Raw genomic sequence first — 18105 nt, forward strand, 5'->3', positions numbered from 1 at the left:
ACCCGCTCTCGCGGGGGTCGTTTCCCTCGCGTGGCCCGCAGCAAAACCAATCCGCCCAATTTTGTCGGTGGCGGTTTTGTGCGTGTAAGGGGCGCACGCGAGCACAACCTCAAAAACGTCGATCTCGACTTGCCGCGCGACGCGCTGGTCGTGTTCACCGGCGTCTCCGGATCGGGCAAGTCGTCGCTCGCTTTCGGCACGCTCTATGCCGAAGCGCAGCGTCGTTATCTCGAATCCGTCTCGCCCTATGCGCGACGTCTGTTTCACCAGATGGCGGTGCCCGACGTCGACGAGATCGACGGTCTGCCGCCCGCGGTCGCGTTGCAGCAACAGCGCGGCTCGCCCACGACGCGCTCTTCAGTCGGCAGCGTTACGACACTGTCGAACCTGCTGCGCATGTTGTTCTCGCGCGCCGGCACCTATCCCGCACGCCAACCACATCTCGACGCCGAAGCGTTTTCGCCCAACACGCCGGCCGGCGCGTGCGAGACATGTCACGGGTTGGGCCGCATCTACGACGTCACCGAACGATCGATGGTGCCCGACCCGTCTTTGTCGATCCGCGAACGCGCCATCGCTGCGTGGCCGCCGGCGTGGCACGGGCAAAATCTGCGCGACATCGTTACGACCTTGGGGTTCGACATCGATAAGCCGTGGCGCGATCTGCCGAAGAAGGATCGCGACTGGCTGCTCTTCACCGACGAACAGCCGACCGTTCCGGTCTATGCCGGCTTCACGCCGGCCGAAGTCAAGCGCGCGCTGAAACGCAAAGACGAGCCTAGCTATATGGGCACCTTCACCGGTGCCAAGCGCTATGTGCTGCAGACTTTCGCAGCCAGCGAAAGTCCGCTGATGAAGAAGCGCGTCCAGCAATACATGCTGAGCCGCGACTGCCCGACCTGCGGCGGCAAACGGTTGAAACGCGCCTCGCTGTCGGTGACGTTTGCGGGGCTCGACATTGCCGACATGGCGCGGCTGCCGATGCAGCGGTTGGGCGAGATCCTGCATCCCTACGCCACCGGCGCTAGGTCGATCACGATCAAGAACCATCCCGAAAAGGAAATCGTCGCGCAGCGCGTCGCCGAAGACCTGTGCAACCGGCTTGGCGTCGTTCTCGATCTTGGCCTTGGCTATCTGCAGCTCGACCGCAGCACCCCGACGCTGTCGCCCGGGGAATTGCAGCGGTTGCGATTGGCGACGCAGGTGCGCTCGAACCTGTTCGGCGTCGTCTATGTGCTCGACGAACCATCGGCCGGTCTGCATCCCGCCGATACCGAAGCCTTGTTGCGCGCGTTGGAACGGCTGCGCCAATCGGGCAATTCGTTGTTTGTCGTCGAGCACGAGCTGGACGTGATCCGCAAAGCCGATTGGATCGTTGATGTCGGCCCCGACGCGGGCGAGCGCGGCGGCCGCATTTTGTATAGCGGCCCGGTGGCTGGACTGGCGCAGGTCGAGGCGTCGGCGACGCGGCGCCATCTGTTCACCGAAGCAACAGGCAAGCAACGTACGCCCCGCGCGCCAAAAGACTGGCTGAGGCTGGCCGGCGTTACGCGCAACAATCTGCACGGGCTCGACGCGGCCTTTCCGCTGCACACGCTGACCACCATCACCGGCGTCTCGGGATCGGGCAAATCAAGCTTGGTCAGCCAAGCGCTGGTCGAACTGGTGGCGCAACAACTCGGCCACGAGATTCCAGCCGACGAAGAGGAGAGCGACGAGCTAGAGCGCGCACAGGCTGCAGCGACCAAGGGCAAGATCGTCGCAGGCATGGATGCGGTCAAACGGCTGGTGCGCGTTGACCAGAAACCGATCGGCCGCACGCCGCGCTCCAACCTCGCGACCTATACCGGCCTGTTCGATCACGTACGCAAGCTGTTCGCGCAGACCAAGCTGGCCAAGGCACGGCGCTACGACGCCGGGCGGTTCTCGTTCAATGTCGCCAAAGGGCGGTGCGAGACCTGCCAAGGCGAAGGGTTCGTGATGGTCGAACTGTTGTTCCTACCGTCGGTCTACGCGCCCTGCCCGACCTGTCACGGCGCGCGCTACAACGAAAAGACGCTGGAGGTAACGTATCGCGGCAAGAACATTGCCGAAGTGTTGGATCTCACGGTCGACGCGGCGCACGGATTCTTCGCCGACGAAACGTCGATCGAACATTCTCTGTCGGTGATGCGCGAAGTTGGGCTGGGCTATTTGCGGCTGGGCCAGCCCGCGACCGAATTGTCGGGCGGCGAAGCACAGCGCATCAAGCTGGCGACCGAGCTGCAACGTGCCCAGCGTGGCAGCACCCTCTACGTGCTGGACGAGCCGACGACCGGCCTGCACCCATCGGACGTCGAAAAATTGTTGCGCCAGCTGGATGCGCTGGTCGAGGCCGGCAACACGGTGCTTGTCGTCGAACACGACATGCATGTCGTCGCCAACAGCGACTGGGTGATCGATGTCGGCCCGGGTGCCGGCGAAGAAGGCGGCCGCATCGTCGCGACCGGTCCGCCAGCCGCCGTAGCGGCATCGAAGGACAGCCGGACCGCGCAGTATCTGTTGCGGGCGCTGGCCGCTTCGCCGCCGCCGCAAGGGGAAACGTTGCGCCGCCGTGCGCGTTAGTCGTCTAACCGCCGGCCACGGCGGTCTTCGACCAATCGACATTTGACGTGGAGGCCGGCATGCAGTCGTCCAAAGACTTCGATCTGTCGCGCCGCACCGTACTGGTCGGCGCGACTGCTTCGGCGGCGATCGCGGCGGCTCCGGCCGGCGCGCATGCAAAACAAGCAGGAGAACCGGCCTTGTCGAAATTCTCGCTCAAGGTGAATGGCACCGCGCACCAGCTGGAGCTGGATCTACGTACAAGTCTGCTCGATGCGTTGCGCGAGCATCTGCACCTGACCGGCACGAAGAAAGGCTGTGACCACGGTCAGTGCGGGGCCTGCACGGTCCTCGTCAACGGGCGGCGGATCAATTCCTGCCTGACCCTCGCGGTCATGCATGACGGCGACGAGATCAAGACGATCGAAGGGCTGGGCACGCCCGACAGGCTGCATCCGATGCAAGCCGCTTTCGTCAAACATGACGGTTATCAGTGCGGCTATTGCACGCCGGGCCAGATCTGCTCGGCGGTCGCAGTGCTGGACGAAATCAAAGCCGGCATTCCAAGCCACGTCACCGCCGACCTCAACGCGCAACCGCAACTGAACGCCACCGAACTGCGCGAACGGATGAGCGGCAATATCTGTCGCTGCGGCGCCTATTCGAACATCGTCGATGCAATCACCGACGTCGCCGGGAGCCAGGCATGAAAAGCTTCACCTACGAACGGGCCCAGTCGCCCGCCGACGCTGCCGCCGCTGCTGCACGCACCGAAGGTGCAAAATTCATCGCGGGCGGGACCAACCTGCTCGACCTGATGAAGCTCGAGATTGAAACGCCGACCCATCTGATCGACGTCAATGCGCTGGCGCTGGACAAGATTGAAGCGACGCCGGATGGCGGTCTGCGGATCGGTGCGCTGGTGCGCAACACCGACCTTGCCGCCGATGCGCGTGTGCGCCGGGACTACGCCGTGTTGTCGCGCGCGCTGCTGGCCGGTGCATCGGGCCAGTTGCGCAACAAGGCGACGACGGCGGGCAATCTGCTGCAACGGACGCGCTGCCCATATTTTTACGACACCAACCAGCCGTGCAACAAACGCCTGCCCGGCAGCGGCTGCGCTGCGATCGGCGGCTTCAGCCGGCAGCATGCGATCGTCGGCACCAGCAAAGCCTGCATCGCCACCCATCCTAGCGACATGGCGGTGGCGATGCGCGTGCTGGACGCGACGGTCGACACGGTGCAGCCCGACGGCAAGACGCGCAGCATCGCGCTCGACGACTTCTACCGCCTGCCGGGCGAGACGCCGCACATCGAAACCACGCTGACCAAAGGCGAGCTGATCACCGCGGTGACCTTGCCGAAACCGGTGGGTGGTACGCAGATCTATCGCAAGGTGCGCGACCGCGCCTCGTACGCCTTCGCGCTCGTCTCGGTCGCCGCGATCGTGCAGCGCGACGGCAGCGGTCGCGTTGCGATGGGCGGCGTGGCGCATCGACCATGGCACGTCGCCGCAGCCGACAGCGAAATCCCGCGCGGCGCGCGCGCGGTGACCGCGCGCTTGCTCGCTGACGCTGCGACCACGCACGAGAACGCATTCAAGGTGAAGCTGGCCGAGCGCACGCTCGCTGCCGTGCTGGCGAAAGCGAAGGGCTGAGTCATGAAGTTCGATACGCCCGCAACGACCAATCCGATCGACCAGCTCAAAGTCATCGGGAAGCCGACCGATCGCATCGACGGTCCGCTCAAAACAACCGGCACTGCGCCCTACGCGTATGAACGGCACGATGTCGTCGCCAACCAGGCCTATGGCTATGTCGTCGGTGCCGCAATCGCCAAAGGCAAGGTCAACGCGATCCACGTCCTCGACGCCAAAGCGGCACCTGGCGTCATCGCGGTGATCACGCATGAGAATGCAGGCAAGATCACCAAAGGGAATTTCAACACCGCCAAGCTGCTCGGCGGGCCCGAGATCCAGCACTATCACCAGGCGATTGCGCTGGTGGTTGCCGACAGTTTCGAACAGGCGCGCGCAGCAGCGCAGCTCATTCGCGTCGACTACGAACGCAGCGACGGCAAATACGATCTTGCAGCCGCGAAAGACGGCGCCGAAAAACCCAAAGCCGGCGGCTTTGGCGGCGACCCCGACACGTCGGTCGGCGATTTCGCGACTGCGTTTGCAGCCGCGCCGGTGCAGCTCGATGCGACCTACACGACGCCCGACCAGACGCACGCGATGATGGAGCCGCATGCGACCATCGCCGCCTGGGACGGTGACAAGCTGACCGTCTGGACCTCGAACCAGATGATCGCCTGGGGCAAAGGCGACCTGGCGCGCACGCTCGGCATTCCCAAAGAAAACGTGCGGCTGATCTCGCCCTATATCGGCGGCGGCTTCGGCGGCAAGTTGTTCCTGCGGGCCGACGTACTGCTCGCAGCACTGGGCGCACGCGTCGCAAAACGTCCGGTAAAAGTCGCGTTGCAGCGTCCGTTGATCATCAACAACACGACGCATCGGCCGGCGACAATTCAGCGAATCCGGATCGGCACTGACAAAGACGGTAAGATCACGGCGATCGGACATGAAAGCTGGTCGGGCGATCTGCCCGATGGCGGGCCCGAAACGGCGGTCAACCAGACACGCCTGCTCTATGCCGGCGCCAACCGCATGACCGCGACGCGACTTGCGGTGCTGGATCTGCCCGAAGGCAATGCGATGCGCGCACCGGGCGAAGCGCCCGGCCTGATGGCGTTGGAAATCGCGATCGACGAAGCAGCCGAAAAAGCCGGCATCGACCCGATCGAGTTCCGCATCCGCAACGACACGCAGGTCGATCCGGAAAAGCCGTCCCGCCCCTTCTCGCAACGACAGTTGAATGAATGTCTGCGGCTGGGCGCCGAGAAATTCGGCTGGAGCAAGCGCAGTGCCACACCGGGCAAAGTGCGCGACGGCGACTGGCTGATCGGCATCGGTGTCGCTGCGGGCCTGCGCAACAATCTCGTGACCAAATCGGCGGCGCGCGTGCGCCTCGATCAGCGCGGCATCGTGACGGTCGAAACCGACATGACCGACATTGGTACAGGCACCTACACAATCATCGCGCAAACCGCGGCCGAAATGATGGGCGTGGGTTTGGACAAGGTCGTGGTGACGCTCGGCGATTCCAGCTTCCCCGTGTCCGCCGGTTCGGGCGGGCAATGGGGCGCCAACAACTCGACCGCGGGCGTGTACGCGGCCTGCGTCAAGCTGCGCGAAGCGGTGGCGCAGAAGCTGGGCTTCAATTCAGCCGACGCAACCTTCGCCGATGGGCAGGTGCAAGCGGGCAATCGCAGTGCCGCGCTTGCCGATGCTGCGCGCGAGAAGGAACTGGTCGGCGAAGACGGGATCGAATACGGCGATCTCGACAAGAAGTACCAGCAATCGACCTTTGCCGGTCACTTCGTCGAAGTCGGCGTCGACGCCGCAACCGCCGAGATCCGTGTGCGCCGCATGCTGGCGGTCTGCGCCGCCGGTCGCATTCTCAATCCCAAGTCGGCGCGCAGCCAGGTGATCGGCGCAATGACGATGGGTGTTGGCGCTGCGCTGATGGAAGAGCTGGCGATCGACAAGCGGCTGGGCTTCTTCGTCAATCACGACCTGGCCGGCTACGAAGTGCCGGTCCATGCCGACATTCCGCACCAAGAGGTGATCTTCCTCGATGAGACCGATCCGGTGTCGTCGCCGATGAAAGCCAAAGGCGTCGGCGAGCTTGGCATTTGCGGTGTCGGCGCTGCGGTCGCCAATGCGATCTACAACGCAACCGGCGTGCGCGTGCGCGACTATCCGATCACGCTCGACAAGCTGCTGGCGAAAATGCCGGTCTAGATCGTCGCAAAAAATTCTTTGGCGTGCTGATTTTATAGACTCAAACCGAATTACGCGACTTCGACATAGTCGCGCATAAAAACCGTTGCGCCGCAAGGAGTCAAAGCGGCTGACGCGCGCGCTGGGAAACTCATACTCCCGCTGAAGGTCGGTTCAGCATCAGGGAGGAATTCATGCGTCAAACACTCGCCGCGATCATGTTCGTCGCGGCAGCAAGTCTGCTGTCAGGCTCCGCGCTCGCGCAGAAGATCGACGCCAACGGGCGCTGCCACGGTGCCGACGGCAAGTTCGCCAAAATGGAAGTTTGCAAGCCGCCGGAGAAAGCTGCCGACGCGCCCAAACAATGCCGCGACAAGACGTCGAAGAAATTCGCCAAGTGCGACGCGCCGAACACCGAACCGGTGCCCGCCAAAGCGAAATAAGTTTGCTTAGGTCCGCGCCGCCGGCGTCAGCGCGCCGGCGGCGCGACCGTTGCGTCGTTGATACCGCTGGTCGCAAGCCCCTTCGCGACGAAGCCGGATGCTTTCATCTCTTCGATGAACTGGCGCAGATAGGAAAGCGCCAGCGGCCGGTTCTTCTGCACGCCCATCGCCTGCTCGATCACCATGAAGCGACCGGGAATGACGCGCACGTCCGGATGCGTCTTCGCGTAGTCGAGCAGCGGTTGCGTGACGCCTGCCGCCGCATCGAGTCGCTCTTCCAGGAACCGGTCGATCGCTTTGGGTGAATTGGCGGCGCGCACGAGCTGCGCATGTTTCATTTCGCGCGACAGAAACAGATCGTAAGCGCTGCCGCGGCCGACGGCGATGCGAATACCGTCGCGATCGAACTCGTCAAAGTTCCGCAGCTTCGACGAGGCGGGCACCATGTAGGTGCCTTCGATGACGACATAGGGCGCGGTGAAATCGATCTCGGCCGCACGCACCGGATCGATGGCAAGAAAGCAGATGTCCCACGCGTCGGCTTTGACCGCGTCGGAGACTTTGCCGGCAGAGTCGTACGTCACCAGCTTGACTGGCACGTGCAGGCGACGCGCCAGTTCGCGCGCCAGATCGACCGAGACGCCGCGCGGCCCGGCGGGATCCGGCTGCGCCAGCACCGGATTGCCGAAATTGATCGCGACGCGCAGCGCACCGGTCGGCGCCAGTTGCGCAACGACGTCGGCGGACGGTGTTTGTGCCTGGAGCGACATTGGTACACACGCGGCGATGCAGAGGGCGGCGAGAAGAAGCGATTTCATTCTGGGCCGCCTGAAAGACTGGAGCGGGTGAAGGGAATCGAACCCTCGTCAGTTGCTTGGGAAGCAACAGCTCTACCATTGAGCTACACCCGCGCGCGGGCTGGACATTACGAGACCGGACAGCGGCGGAGCAAGGTCCCCACCGCGAAACTCATTCCGTTTGCGAATGAGATGGGCCGGAAACGTCATTATCGGCGCATCCGGCCGCGCCGCTAGCGTCGCGGCATGTCTCAGACCGCCGCGCACCTCGACAAACACGCCCCCGATCTGGGCGGACGCTTTGCCTGGGCAGATCCGTTTCTGCTCGACGATCAGCTCGACGAATCCGAGCGGCTCGTCCGCGACACGGCGCGGCAGTTCGCGCAGGACCGGCTGCTACCGCGGGTGATCGACGCCAACCGCGCCGAGACCGTCGACACACAGATCTTCCGCGAACTTGGCGCACTGGGGCTGCTTGGCGTCACCCTGCCCGAACGCTATGGCGGCGCCGACGCGAGCTATGTCGCCTACGGGCTGGTTGCGCGCGAAATCGAGCGCGTCGACAGCGGCTACCGCTCGATGATGAGCGTGCAATCGTCGTTGGTGATCTACCCGATCCACGCTTACGGATCGGACGCGCAACGCCAGCGCTTTCTGCCCGGCCTCGCCGCGGGCGAGTTGATCGGGTGTTTCGGCCTCACCGAACCCGACGCGGGCTCCGATCCCGGCGGCATGAAAACACGAGCGCAGAAAACCGCGCGCGGCTATCGCCTCACCGGTTCGAAGATGTGGATTTCGAACAGCCCGATCGCCGACGTCTTTGTCGTCTGGGCAAAGTCTGACGCCCATGGTGGCAAGATCCGCGGCTTCATCCTGACCAAAGACATGCCGGGACTGAGCGCACCCAAGATCACCGGCAAACTGTCGCTACGCAGTTCGATCACCGGCGAAATCGTGATGGATGGTGTCGAAGTCGGCGACGACGCGCTGCTGCCCAATGTCGAAGGGCTCAAAGGTCCGTTCGGTTGTCTCAACCGCGCGCGCTATGGAATTTCGTGGGGTGTGCTGGGCGCCGCTGAATTTTGCTGGCACGCAGCGCGCCAATACGGACTCGACCGCAAACAGTTCGGTCGACCGCTTGCCCAGACGCAGCTGTTTCAAAAAAAGCTGGCGGACATGCAGACCGAGATCGCGCTCGGCCTGCAGGGCAGTCTGCGCGCCGGGCGTCTGATGGATCAGGGCGCGGCGGCACCCGAGCTGATCAGCCTGCTCAAGCGCAACAATTGCGGCAAAGCGCTCGACGCTGCGCGCGCCGCGCGCGACATGCACGGCGGCAACGGCATCTCGGACGAATTCCATGTGATGCGTCACGCGATCAATCTGGAAACGGTGAATACCTACGAAGGTACGCACGATGTGCACGCTCTGATCCTGGGCCGAGCCCAGACCGGGCTGCAGGCGTTCGGCTGAGCGCGATGGATCCGGCCGAGCTCGTACACCGACGCTTTCTCGACAGCGTCGCCGCCGCAAATTTTCCAGCGCCTTTGTCCGAGGTGTCGCTCGACGAAGCCGGGCTGACAGCACCGCAGCTGGTTGAGTTGTTTCAGTCGCAGGTGACAAGCCGACAGCTCGATCGCACCGCCCGTGCATTGCAGGCGCGTGGCGAAGGCTTCTACACGATCGGAAGTTCGGGCCATGAGGGCAATGCTGCGATCGCCGCCGCATTTCGCGTCGGCGACATGGCGTTTCTGCATTACCGCGACGCCGCCTTCCAGATTCAGCGCGCGACCAAGCTTCCCGGTGAAACTGCGATCTGGGACATGCTGCTGAGCTTTGCAGCGTCGTCGGATGATCCGATCTCGGGCGGCCGGCATAAAGTGCTTGGCTCGAAGCGGCTATTTATCCCGCCGCAGACCAGCACGATCGCCTCACATCTGCCCAAGGCGGTCGGCGCCGCCTATAGCATCGGCACTGCGCGCAAGCTCGACCTGCACGATCGCGTCCTCGCCGACGACGCCGTCGTGCTGTGCAGCTTCGGCGACGCATCGGCAAACCATTCGACCGCGCTCGGCGCAATCAACAGCGCCAGCTGGGCTGCGTACCAGGGCGTGCCGATGCCGATCGTGTTCATCTGCGAAGATAACGGCATCGGCATTTCGACCCGGACACCGCGCGACTGGATTGCGGCCTCGTTTTCAACCCGCCCTGCCCTCGCCTATCTGCGCTGCAACGGGCTCGATCTGCTCGACACGTTCCGCACCGCGCGCACGGCCGAAATGGTGGCGCGCAAACGACGCCAACCGGTGTTTCTGCACATGGACTGCGTGCGGCTGTACGGCCATGCCGGATCGGATGTGCAGGCGACCTATCTCAGCAAGGAAGAGATCGCGCGCTGCGACGCGGGCGACCCGCTGCTCCATACAGCAGCGCTGCTGGCACGAAACGGGATTTTGACACCGTCTGCAATTCTCGAATTGTACGAAGACGTCGGCCGCACCGTCGCACGCGTTGCCGAAGAGGCGATCAAGCGACCCAAACTGACCAATGCCGCGGACGTGATGCAAAGCATCGTGCCGCCGGCGCGCGCAGCCACCGCTTCACGCGCCGCGGTCGACCGCGAGGCGTTGTTCGGCGCCGAAATCGCGGCAATGGAAAAGCCGCAGCACATGGCAAAGCTGATCAACTGGGCACTGACCGACCTGATGATCGAACACAAGAACATCGTGTTGGCTGGTGAAGATATCGGCCCGAAGGGTGGCGTCTACAACGTGACGGCCAAGCTCCACGCGCGGTTCGGTGCAGCGCGTGTCATCAACACGCTGCTCGACGAGCAGACCATTCTCGGGCTTGGCCTTGGGCTTGCGCATAACGGCATTCTGCCCATCACCGAGATCCAGTTTCTCGCGTATTTGCACAATGCCGAGGATCAGCTGCGCGGCGAGGCCGCAACGCTGAGCTTTTTCTCGGACGGCCAGTTCACCAATCCGATGATCGTCCGCGTCGCCGGACTTGGGTATCAAAAGGGTTTTGGCGGTCACTTCCACAACGACAACAGTCTTGCCGTCCTGCGCGATGTGCCCGGGCTGGTGATCGCCTGCCCCAGCAACGGCAAGGACGCGGCCGCGATGCTGCGCGAATGCGCGCGCTTGGCCGCCGTCGAGCAGCGCGTTGTCGTTTTCGTCGAACCGATCGCGCTCTACATGACCCGCGATCTGCACGACGACAAAGACGGGCTGTGGACCTTCCCCTATGAGCCCCACGCGACACTGGCACTTGGCAGCGTCGGACAGCACGGCGAAGGAACCGACCTTGCCATCGTCACCTACGGCAACGGCACCTACCTGTCGCTACAGGCACAGCGTATTCTGGAGCAACAGCACGGCATCGCCGCGCGCGTCGTCGATTTGCGCTGGCTGGCGCCGCTGGATCCGGCCGCGATCCTGCGTGCGGTCGCCGACAGCAAGCGCGTGCTGATCGTCGATGAATGCCGCATCACAGGCTCGCAGAGCGAAGCGCTGATGGCGATGTTCGCCGAGCATGCGCCGCAGCTGTCTGCAACGCGCATCGCAGCGCTGGACTGTTTTATTCCGCTTGGCCGTGCAGCCACCTTGCCGCTGCCCAGCCGCGACTCGATCGTTGAAGCTGCGCGCGAAGCGATCGCGCCGCGCCGCATGGCGAGGGCACGATGACGTCGCGCCGACCGGCCGTTCTCGTCGTCTGTCCTGGGCGCGGCACGTACAACAAAGGCGAACTCGGCTACCTGCGGCGCCTGCATGGCGACAAGCGCGATCTGCTGGACGCGATGGACGCGGTGCGAAGGAGCGAAGGCAAAGCGACTCTGCGCGAGCTCGATTCACGTCCGGCCTTTGCCCCTCCGATTCACACGCGTGGCGACAATGCGGCCCCACTGATCTTCGCCGCCTCGTATGCCGACTTTGTGTCGATTGATCGCGAACAGTTCGACATTGTCGCGGTCACCGGCAACTCGATGGGCTGGTACACGGCGCTTGCCTGCGCCGGCGTGCTGGATGCGATTGATGCGTTCCGCCTGGCCGACATGATGGGCGGCTTCATGCACGAGGCGATGATCGGCGGGCAGCTGCTCTACAGCTTTGTCGATGATGCCTGGCGCCCGATCCCGGGCCGCCGGGACGAGCTGCTGGCGCATGTACGTGCAATTCATGGCACGCCTGGGTGCGCATTGTATGTCTCGATCGACCTTGGCGGCATGCTGGTTTTCGCCGGCACGGAGCCGGCGCTGGCGGCGTTGCTTGCGGTCGCGCCCAAGGGGCCGGGACATTTCCCGCTCCGCCTGCACAACCATGCCGGCTTCCACGCGCCGCTACAGCAACCGGTTGCAGACCGGGCGCGCGCTGCATTCGAGTGCCGGCCCTTCCGCGCCCCCGCAATTCCATTGATCGATGGACGCGGCAAGATCTGGCACCGACATGTCAGCGAGCCCGCCACATTGTGGGACTACACGTTGGGAGCGCAAGTGATTGACACCTATGATTTCACCCGCGCGGTCCAAGTCGCAGTGCGCACTTTCGCGCCCGATCACGTGGTGATCCTGGGGCCGGGCGAAACGTTGGGCGGCGCAGTCGCGCAATCGCTGATCGACGCGACCTGGCGCGGCCTGTCGTCCAAGCCCGATTTCGTCACGGCGCAGCAATCGGAAACCGTGCCGTTCGTCATCTCGATGGGGCGGGCCGAGCAACGACGACATGCTGTGGCCGACCCCGTGGCGGATTGAAACGCATCAGCAAACCGCCCTACATGACAGGCATCGCGCGCGTGCGAAGCCTGGACGGTTCGCTGCGCGCAAAACCAATTGCGCGAGACAGAAAAATCCACCCGCGACGGCTCCTGCCCTCTCTGTCGATGCTGTCCGCTTTTGAGGCGGCTGCACGAACCGGCAGCATCAGCGACGCGGCGCGCGAGCTTGCGTTGACGCAAAGCGCGGCAAGCCGCCAGATTTTGGCGCTCGAACGCCAGCTCGGCGTGCAGCTTTTCATTCGCGAGCGGCAGAAGATCCGTCTTACACCCGGCGGCGAGGCGTATGCGCAAGCGGTGCGGCACGCGCTTGGCACGATCAGTTCGGCGTCGCTCAATCTACGCGCCAATCCTTCCGGTGGAACGCTGAACCTCGCAATCCTCCCGACCTTCGGCGCGCGCTGGCTGGCACCGCGGCTTCCTGCATTTCTGGCCCAGCATCCGGGCGTCACGGTCAATCTCGTAACCCGCCTCGCCTATTTCGATCTCGACCAGGAACGGATCGATGCAGCGATCCATTTCGGCCGCGCCGATTGGCCGAACGCAGACTCGGTGCTGCTGCGGTCGGAACAGGTGCTGCCCGTCTGCAGTCCCGACCTCAAAGCGCAGCATCCATTTGCGACGCCGCGCGACTTGCGCGATGCGACGCTGTTGCATGTGACGTCGCGCCCCGACGCATGGCGTCGCTGGTTTGCGGCGCAGGACGAAGGCGACGAGCCGGTGCCGGGCATGTTGTTCGACCAGTTCGCGACCATCGCGCAGGCGGCGATTGCCGGGTTGGGCGTCGCACTTCTGCCGACCTTCTTGATCGACGACGAGCTACAGCGCGGCACCTTGGTTCGCGCGCTGGACCTGCCGATGGAAAGCGCCGAACGCTACTACCTGATCGTACCAAAGCATCGAGATCTGCACGCGCCGCTGCAGGCGTTCCGCGACTGGATCCTGTCCGAGACTGCGGCGGACCGCGCATAAAAAAGGCGCCGACCAAAGCCGGCGCCTTTGCACATCAGTCGCTGCGCGTCAGGCAGGACGACCTTTCTTGATAAAGGCGACCAAGCGCGGCTTGCCGTTCGGACGGAACAGCAGCACCTCGTCGACGACCAAGGTCAGATAGTGACAGCCAAGTTTGTACTTGGTGCTGTTCCAGTCCATGCAGAGCTGGCCGTTCTCGATTTTCCAGGTGCCTTTCAGATCCTTCTCGCCGCCGGCTTCCCCTTCAAGCTTTCCGCCGTCGGCGAAGTGAAAGTAGAAATTGTTCGGCTTGACCACCGAGTTGCCCGGCAACGCGAGTTTCATTTCCGCTTCCGACATCGCCGGGAACGTGACGCTCATGCGCAGGTCGGGAACACCGGCGCCCGATTCACCGCCTTCGCCGCCGAACGTCTTCTTCAACGCTTCGCTGAAGCTGTTCAATTCAGGCGAAAGGCCGGTACCGGTTTCGCCTGCTTCGCCGCCTTGTGCTTTGGCGGCCGCGGGCGCCGCAGCGGGTGCGGTCGCCGGTGCGGGCGCTGCGTGCGCGGTCGCACCGATCAGCACGCCTGCGAGCGCAAGGCCCGAACGACTCCAGAAACGGCGGGTTGCATAACGTTCCATACTCAAACTCCTGCTTTGAAAATCAGTTGAACTTCTTCGGAACGCGGCCGCGTACCACGTCGCCAAAGATCTGCGCGGTCTCGACACACGCGCGCTCGGCGTCGTCGATCGTGCCCGAATGCTGCATGAAGCCGTGGTTGAGGCTGGTGTAGTCCTTCCACAGCACTGCAACCCGGTCTTGCTGCATCCGCTGCGCCAGTTGCTCGCCGACATCGTGCAGAATGTCGAATCCTGCAGTCGCGATCAGCGTCGGCGGCAAGCCGCGAAAGCTCGCTGCGCGCAACGGCGACGCGTCGGGATGCAGCCGATCTTTCTGGTCAGCAAAGAAACTGACGAACACCAGCTCGGCGAGATTGCGGTCCAGGCCGTAGCCGCTGCCAAACTGTTCGTAGGATTTGTACTCGGTGCCCATGTCAGCAGCGGGGTAGTAGAGGAGCTGATAGGCGGGCGGTTTTTCGCCGGCTTTGATTAGGCGCAGCGACGTCACCAGCGCCATCTGTCCGCCGGCACTGTCGCCACCGATCGCAACCAGGTCCGGCTTGCCGCCCAACTTGGTCGCGTGGGCGCGAACCCAGCGATACACCTGCATCGCATCATCTTGCGGCGCCGGAAACTTTGCTTCCGGCGACAGGCGATAACTTGCCGACACGACGATCGCGCGCGCTTCGTTGGCGATCAGACGCGTGGCGCGATCGGCCGCTTCGACGCTGCCGAACAGCCAGCCGCCGCCGTGGAAATAGACCAGGATCGGCAGCGGCCCCTTCTCGGTGGTCCGCGGCGTGTAGATGCGCAGCTTGAGCTTGCTGCCGGGTCCGTCGATTTCGCGGTCTTCGACGCGTTCCATCTCAGCAGTGACTTTGGTCCGGTAGTTCCAGGTCCGATCCACCGCAGCACGGCTCTGCGCGCGATAGGCCGCGTCCTTCCATTTCTCGAGCTGGTCCTGACGATTCTGCGCCGCCGCTGTTCGCGCATTCTCGAGCGCCCACTGAATCTTCGGATGCAATGCGCGACCCGCGACCACTTCCTGCGGTCCTTTCAGCTTGGCTGCGAACACCTCGTTGGGCTGCTGCAACTCCTGCAACATCGCGCGTTCGCGCTCGGTCGGTTCCGGCGGCGCCGCGAGAGCCTGTGCCGCAAGCAGCACGAACAGGCCGGACGCAAGCGTGCGGCGTAGAACAAGCAGAGACTTCATCAAGTCAGTTCCCTTCATCATGCAGCCGATCAGATCGGCTCGGCCCAGCTGCGCAGCAGATTGGCGTAAGATTTCGCGAGTAGCTCAAACGGTTCGCTATGACCGTCTTTGTCGAACACGGCACGGCGTGCGCGATCGAGGTCGAACAGGATTTCGCGCTGCCCCGGATCGCGTACGAGACTTTGCACCCATCCCACCGCGGCCAGACGCTCGCCACGCGTCACTTCTTCGACGCTGTGCAGGCTGGTCGATGGGTAGAGCAGCATCGAGCCGGCCGGCAGCCGGTAGGTTTCGTCGCCCGCCGCGGTATGCATCAGCAACGCGCCGCCGTCGTAGGACTCCGGATCGCTGAGAAACAGCGTGAAAGATAAGTCGCTGCGCCGCATCGTTCCGGCCCGCATCAGCGCATCGTCGACATGCCGTCCGTACCGGGCGCCGGTGCGATAGCGATTGATCATCACCGGACCAAACGCTGCCGGCAGCGAAGCTGCGGCGAAGATCGGATGCGACGCGATACGGTCGGCAAGACGTTGCACAAGCTTCTGCACACCGGGATTTTTCGCATCAGCTTGTTCGTTCGCCTTGACGCCCGAAGCGTGCCAGCCGGCGCTGGATTTGCCGTCGGCAAACGGCAACTTCACCAGCGCCGCTTGCGCGTCGCGAAGTTCGGCGGGCGATACGACCTCGTCGAGGCACAAAATCACCCGCCGCCCCTCCGTCGCTTAGTACGAGACCGAGTAGCGCACCAACGCGGCGCGACCCGGTCCTTGCGCATAGCCGACCGTCCGACGCAGATCGGCGAAATCCGCGGTCTGGTTGACGATCGGCGAAAAGGTCTCGTTGAACAGGTTCGAGATTGCGAGGCTGGCGCGGCCCGGTCCGACCGGACCGGCGATGACCAGATCGGCAAGGATGTAGCCTTTGACGTCGCCGCGACCGCCGCCTTTGGGCGAAGGAAGATTGAAGCGATTTTCCGTGGCGATCATCTGGCCTTGCAGCAACACGTTCCAGCCGGGCACGAAGTCGTACGAGATATAGGCCGTCGTCTTGCGCGGCGGAACGCGCGTGAAGTCGAGCGGCAAGGTCACGTTGTTGCTGGTGAACTCACCTTCCATCCAGGTGAACGTGCCGCCGACGCGCACTTCGGTGCTGAGACGGATATCGGTCGAGAATTCGAGACCTTTGACGCGTTCCGGCGCGCGCACGATGACGCCCGTGACTGGATCAAGTGTCGTGCCCAACGCCGACGTGTTGCGGAAACCGACCAGCTCCGCCGACACGTTCCCGACATGGGCACGGACGCCGACCTCGTAGCTGTTGATCACCTGCGCGCCCAGCTGCAGCTGTGCCAGCGAACGCACACTCACCGGCGGCGAGCGCAACACACGCCCGATATCGCCGATCGAGAAGCCCTGCGAATACCCGCCGAACACGTCGAAGATCGGGCCGAGATGCACCACCGCACCGGCGTTCACCAGCGTGTCGGAATAATCGAGCTTGCCGCCCTGAACCGTATTGCCGCCGACAATGCGCGAAATCGGCTGCGGCAAGACCGTATATGTCGGAACGTCCAGCGTGATGTTTTCGCGGCGAAGGCCGGCGCGCAGGTCGAGCCATTCGGTGGGGGATGATTGCATCTGGGCGAAGAATGAAATGTCTTCGGCACGCAACCACGGCATGAACAGGCGACCGTCGATCGTCGGCTGCGCCGTTTTATCGACCAGGAAATCGACGCCCCACAAAATGCGGGTCGAGGCAAAATTGATCGGCGTGTCGATGTCGAGACGTCCGCCCCACTTACGCCCCTGGATGTAGGATTGTGTCTCGGGCGTAAAGTTCGCCGCGCCCTGGAAGATCGACGTGTACGAGTCGTAATGCTCGCTATAGAGCGCCTGCACCTGCAGTTTGCTGCCGAACACGTTGCCGTGCGTGTATGTGACCGTGCCCGAAGTATTTTCGGTGCGCGCATCTTCGCCGACCTGGCCGGCGCGCAAAACGTTTTCGCGCGACGTCTTCAGTACCGCGGGTGAGAAGACCTGTTTGTAGATGCCGCTGCCGCTGGTCCAGTCAGTGTCCTGCGCGCGCTCGTAATGGCCGCCCGCCACTTCGATACGTTGTTGGTCGTCGATCGTGAAGCCGATCTTGCCGAAGACGTTATAGGATTTCGTGTCGGCCAGACCGCCCTGGAGGCCGGGGTCGGGTGGGATCAGCCTGCCGTCGGAACCGCGGAACATGCCGAGCGATTCGAAGCTGCCGTCAAAAACGAAATCGACGCGGTTCACTGCGCCGGTCGCCGACTGATTCACATAATATTGCAGACCGCCGCTATCGAGCTTGGTCAACGACGAGCCAAGGCCGACGCTGGTGTTGAAGTTGAACCCCTCACCGCGCGGTTGTTTGGTGATGTAGTTAATGACGCCGCCGGCGCCGCTCTGCCCGTAAATCGCAGTCGAGCCGCGAATAACTTCGACGCGCTCGATCACGGAGGCAGACAGAATTTTGAGGTCGCGGCCACCGCGCAACGGCATCGACTGCGTCACGCCGTCGATCAGCACCACGGGTTTGCGACCGCGCAGCGTCTGGGCATAGGAAGACGCGTCGTAGGCGCTGGGCGCCATGCCCGGTACGAGCTGCGACAGCATCGCGCCAAGGTCCGGCGTCACGTCGGCCTGCTTCATCACCTCTTCGGCTTTGATGACGGTGACCGAACCTGGGATCGACGTCACTTTTGCGGGCAGGCGCGAGCCGGTCACCGTTATCTCGTCGATCGGGCCCGATGCGACCGCGCTTTGCGCCAGCGCCGGACCGGTCGCCAAAGTCGCTGTGACAATCAAGAAGCCGCGTGCCGCGTGAACCATCGTGATCTCCCTCACTGGTGCC

General features: G+C 63.6%; 14 protein-coding genes and 1 tRNA gene. 9 read left to right on the forward strand and 6 right to left on the reverse strand.

What is annotated here, in order from left to right; all coding sequences use genetic code 11:
• The first annotated feature begins 30 nt into the window (after positions 1 to 30).
• The 5 genes from uvrA to TMPK1_RS06805 all read left to right on the forward strand — a co-directional run bounded on the left by uvrA (position 31) and on the right by TMPK1_RS06805 (position 6870).
• Positions 31 to 2604: an excinuclease ABC subunit UvrA gene (uvrA, locus tag TMPK1_RS06785; protein WP_420242201.1), complete on the forward strand. Its 2574-nt coding sequence runs from the start codon at positions 31 to 33 to the stop codon at positions 2602 to 2604.
• A gap of 59 nt (positions 2605 to 2663) precedes the next feature.
• Positions 2664 to 3293: an aldehyde dehydrogenase iron-sulfur subunit PaoA gene (paoA, locus tag TMPK1_RS06790; protein WP_420242202.1), complete on the forward strand. Its 630-nt coding sequence runs from the start codon at positions 2664 to 2666 to the stop codon at positions 3291 to 3293.
• Complete coding sequence (locus TMPK1_RS06795) at positions 3290 to 4240, forward strand: FAD binding domain-containing protein (RefSeq protein ID WP_420242203.1); 951 nt, start codon at positions 3290 to 3292, stop codon at positions 4238 to 4240. Before paoA ends, TMPK1_RS06795 begins: the two co-directional genes overlap by 4 nt.
• A 3-nt stretch (positions 4241 to 4243) precedes the next feature.
• Positions 4244 to 6448, forward strand: a complete 2205-nt coding sequence (paoC, locus tag TMPK1_RS06800) for an aldehyde oxidoreductase molybdenum-binding subunit PaoC (protein WP_420242204.1) — start codon at positions 4244 to 4246, stop codon at positions 6446 to 6448.
• Positions 6449 to 6621: 173 nt separating this feature from the next.
• A complete protein-coding gene (locus tag TMPK1_RS06805; protein ID WP_420242205.1) occupies positions 6622 to 6870 on the forward strand; it encodes a hypothetical protein in 249 nt (82 codons plus the stop codon).
• Between the two features lie 26 nt (positions 6871 to 6896).
• Here the strand turns inward: TMPK1_RS06805 and TMPK1_RS06810 are convergent, their stop codons facing one another.
• Complete coding sequence (locus tag TMPK1_RS06810) at positions 6897 to 7688, reverse strand: ABC transporter substrate-binding protein (RefSeq protein WP_420242206.1); 792 nt, start codon at positions 7686 to 7688, stop codon at positions 6897 to 6899.
• A gap of 19 nt (positions 7689 to 7707) precedes the next feature.
• A tRNA-Gly gene (locus TMPK1_RS06815) sits at positions 7708 to 7781 on the reverse strand.
• Positions 7782 to 7913: 132 nt separating this feature from the next.
• Here TMPK1_RS06815 and TMPK1_RS06820 point away from each other — a divergent pair.
• From TMPK1_RS06820 to TMPK1_RS06835, 4 genes are all read left to right on the forward strand, one after another.
• Positions 7914 to 9137 carry an acyl-CoA dehydrogenase gene (locus TMPK1_RS06820; RefSeq protein WP_420242207.1) on the forward strand — a complete coding sequence of 408 codons (1224 nt, stop codon included), beginning with the start codon at positions 7914 to 7916 and terminating at the stop codon, positions 9135 to 9137.
• 5 nt (positions 9138 to 9142) lie between these two features.
• Complete coding sequence (locus tag TMPK1_RS06825) at positions 9143 to 11356, forward strand: dehydrogenase E1 component subunit alpha/beta (protein ID WP_420242208.1); 2214 nt, start codon at positions 9143 to 9145, stop codon at positions 11354 to 11356.
• On the forward strand, positions 11353 to 12420 hold the full coding sequence (locus TMPK1_RS06830; RefSeq protein ID WP_420242209.1) for a hypothetical protein: 1068 nt from the start codon (positions 11353 to 11355) through the stop codon (positions 12418 to 12420). Before TMPK1_RS06825 ends, TMPK1_RS06830 begins: the two co-directional genes overlap by 4 nt.
• 128 nt (positions 12421 to 12548) lie before the next feature.
• Positions 12549 to 13412, forward strand: a complete 864-nt coding sequence (locus TMPK1_RS06835) for a LysR family transcriptional regulator (protein WP_420242210.1) — start codon at positions 12549 to 12551, stop codon at positions 13410 to 13412.
• Positions 13413 to 13460: 48 nt separating this feature from the next.
• Here TMPK1_RS06835 and TMPK1_RS06840 read toward each other — a convergent pair whose 3' ends face one another.
• From TMPK1_RS06840 to TMPK1_RS06855, 4 genes are read right to left on the reverse strand one after another with little or no spacing between them, the layout of a single operon-like run.
• Entirely contained in the window at positions 13461 to 14033 is a 573-nt protein-coding gene (locus TMPK1_RS06840) for a hypothetical protein (protein WP_420242211.1), read from the reverse strand.
• 22 nt (positions 14034 to 14055) lie between these two features.
• Positions 14056 to 15225, reverse strand: coding sequence for an alpha/beta hydrolase (locus tag TMPK1_RS06845; protein ID WP_420242212.1), 1170 nt, complete (start codon positions 15223 to 15225; stop codon positions 14056 to 14058).
• A gap of 29 nt (positions 15226 to 15254) precedes the next feature.
• Positions 15255 to 15929 carry a Fe2+-dependent dioxygenase gene (locus TMPK1_RS06850; RefSeq protein ID WP_420242213.1) on the reverse strand — a complete coding sequence of 225 codons (675 nt, stop codon included), beginning with the start codon at positions 15927 to 15929 and terminating at the stop codon, positions 15255 to 15257.
• An 18-nt stretch (positions 15930 to 15947) separates the two neighbouring features.
• Positions 15948 to 18083 (reverse strand): TonB-dependent receptor, encoded by a 2136-nt coding sequence (locus tag TMPK1_RS06855; RefSeq protein ID WP_420242214.1) that lies wholly within the window; start codon positions 18081 to 18083, stop codon positions 15948 to 15950.
• Positions 18084 to 18105 lie beyond the last annotated feature (22 nt).

The sequence above is a fragment of the Roseiterribacter gracilis genome (assembly GCA_018332375.1).
In the GTDB taxonomy this organism is placed as follows: Bacteria; Pseudomonadota; Alphaproteobacteria; order BOG-932; family Roseiterribacteraceae; genus Roseiterribacter; species Roseiterribacter gracilis.

Bases quoted from the DNA above. Each gene is read 5' to 3' on its own strand.
- paoA (WP_420242202.1), top strand. From the start codon at position 2,664: ATGCAGTCGTCCAAAGACTTCGATCTGTCGCGCCGCACCGTACTGGTC.
- TMPK1_RS06795 (WP_420242203.1), top strand. From the start codon at position 3,290: ATGAAAAGCTTCACCTACGAACGGGCCCAGTCGCCCGCCGACGCTGCC.
- paoC (WP_420242204.1), top strand. From the start codon at position 4,244: ATGAAGTTCGATACGCCCGCAACGACCAATCCGATCGACCAGCTCAAA.
- TMPK1_RS06805 (WP_420242205.1), top strand. From the start codon at position 6,622: ATGCGTCAAACACTCGCCGCGATCATGTTCGTCGCGGCAGCAAGTCTG.
- TMPK1_RS06810 (WP_420242206.1), bottom strand. From the start codon at position 7,688: ATGAAATCGCTTCTTCTCGCCGCCCTCTGCATCGCCGCGTGTGTACCA.
- TMPK1_RS06820 (WP_420242207.1), top strand. From the start codon at position 7,914: ATGTCTCAGACCGCCGCGCACCTCGACAAACACGCCCCCGATCTGGGC.
- TMPK1_RS06825 (WP_420242208.1), top strand. From the start codon at position 9,143: ATGGATCCGGCCGAGCTCGTACACCGACGCTTTCTCGACAGCGTCGCC.
- TMPK1_RS06830 (WP_420242209.1), top strand. From the start codon at position 11,353: ATGACGTCGCGCCGACCGGCCGTTCTCGTCGTCTGTCCTGGGCGCGGC.
- TMPK1_RS06835 (WP_420242210.1), top strand. From the start codon at position 12,549: ATGCTGTCCGCTTTTGAGGCGGCTGCACGAACCGGCAGCATCAGCGAC.
- TMPK1_RS06840 (WP_420242211.1), bottom strand. From the start codon at position 14,033: ATGGAACGTTATGCAACCCGCCGTTTCTGGAGTCGTTCGGGCCTTGCG.
- TMPK1_RS06845 (WP_420242212.1), bottom strand. From the start codon at position 15,225: ATGAAGTCTCTGCTTGTTCTACGCCGCACGCTTGCGTCCGGCCTGTTC.
- TMPK1_RS06855 (WP_420242214.1), bottom strand. From the start codon at position 18,083: ATGGTTCACGCGGCACGCGGCTTCTTGATTGTCACAGCGACTTTGGCG.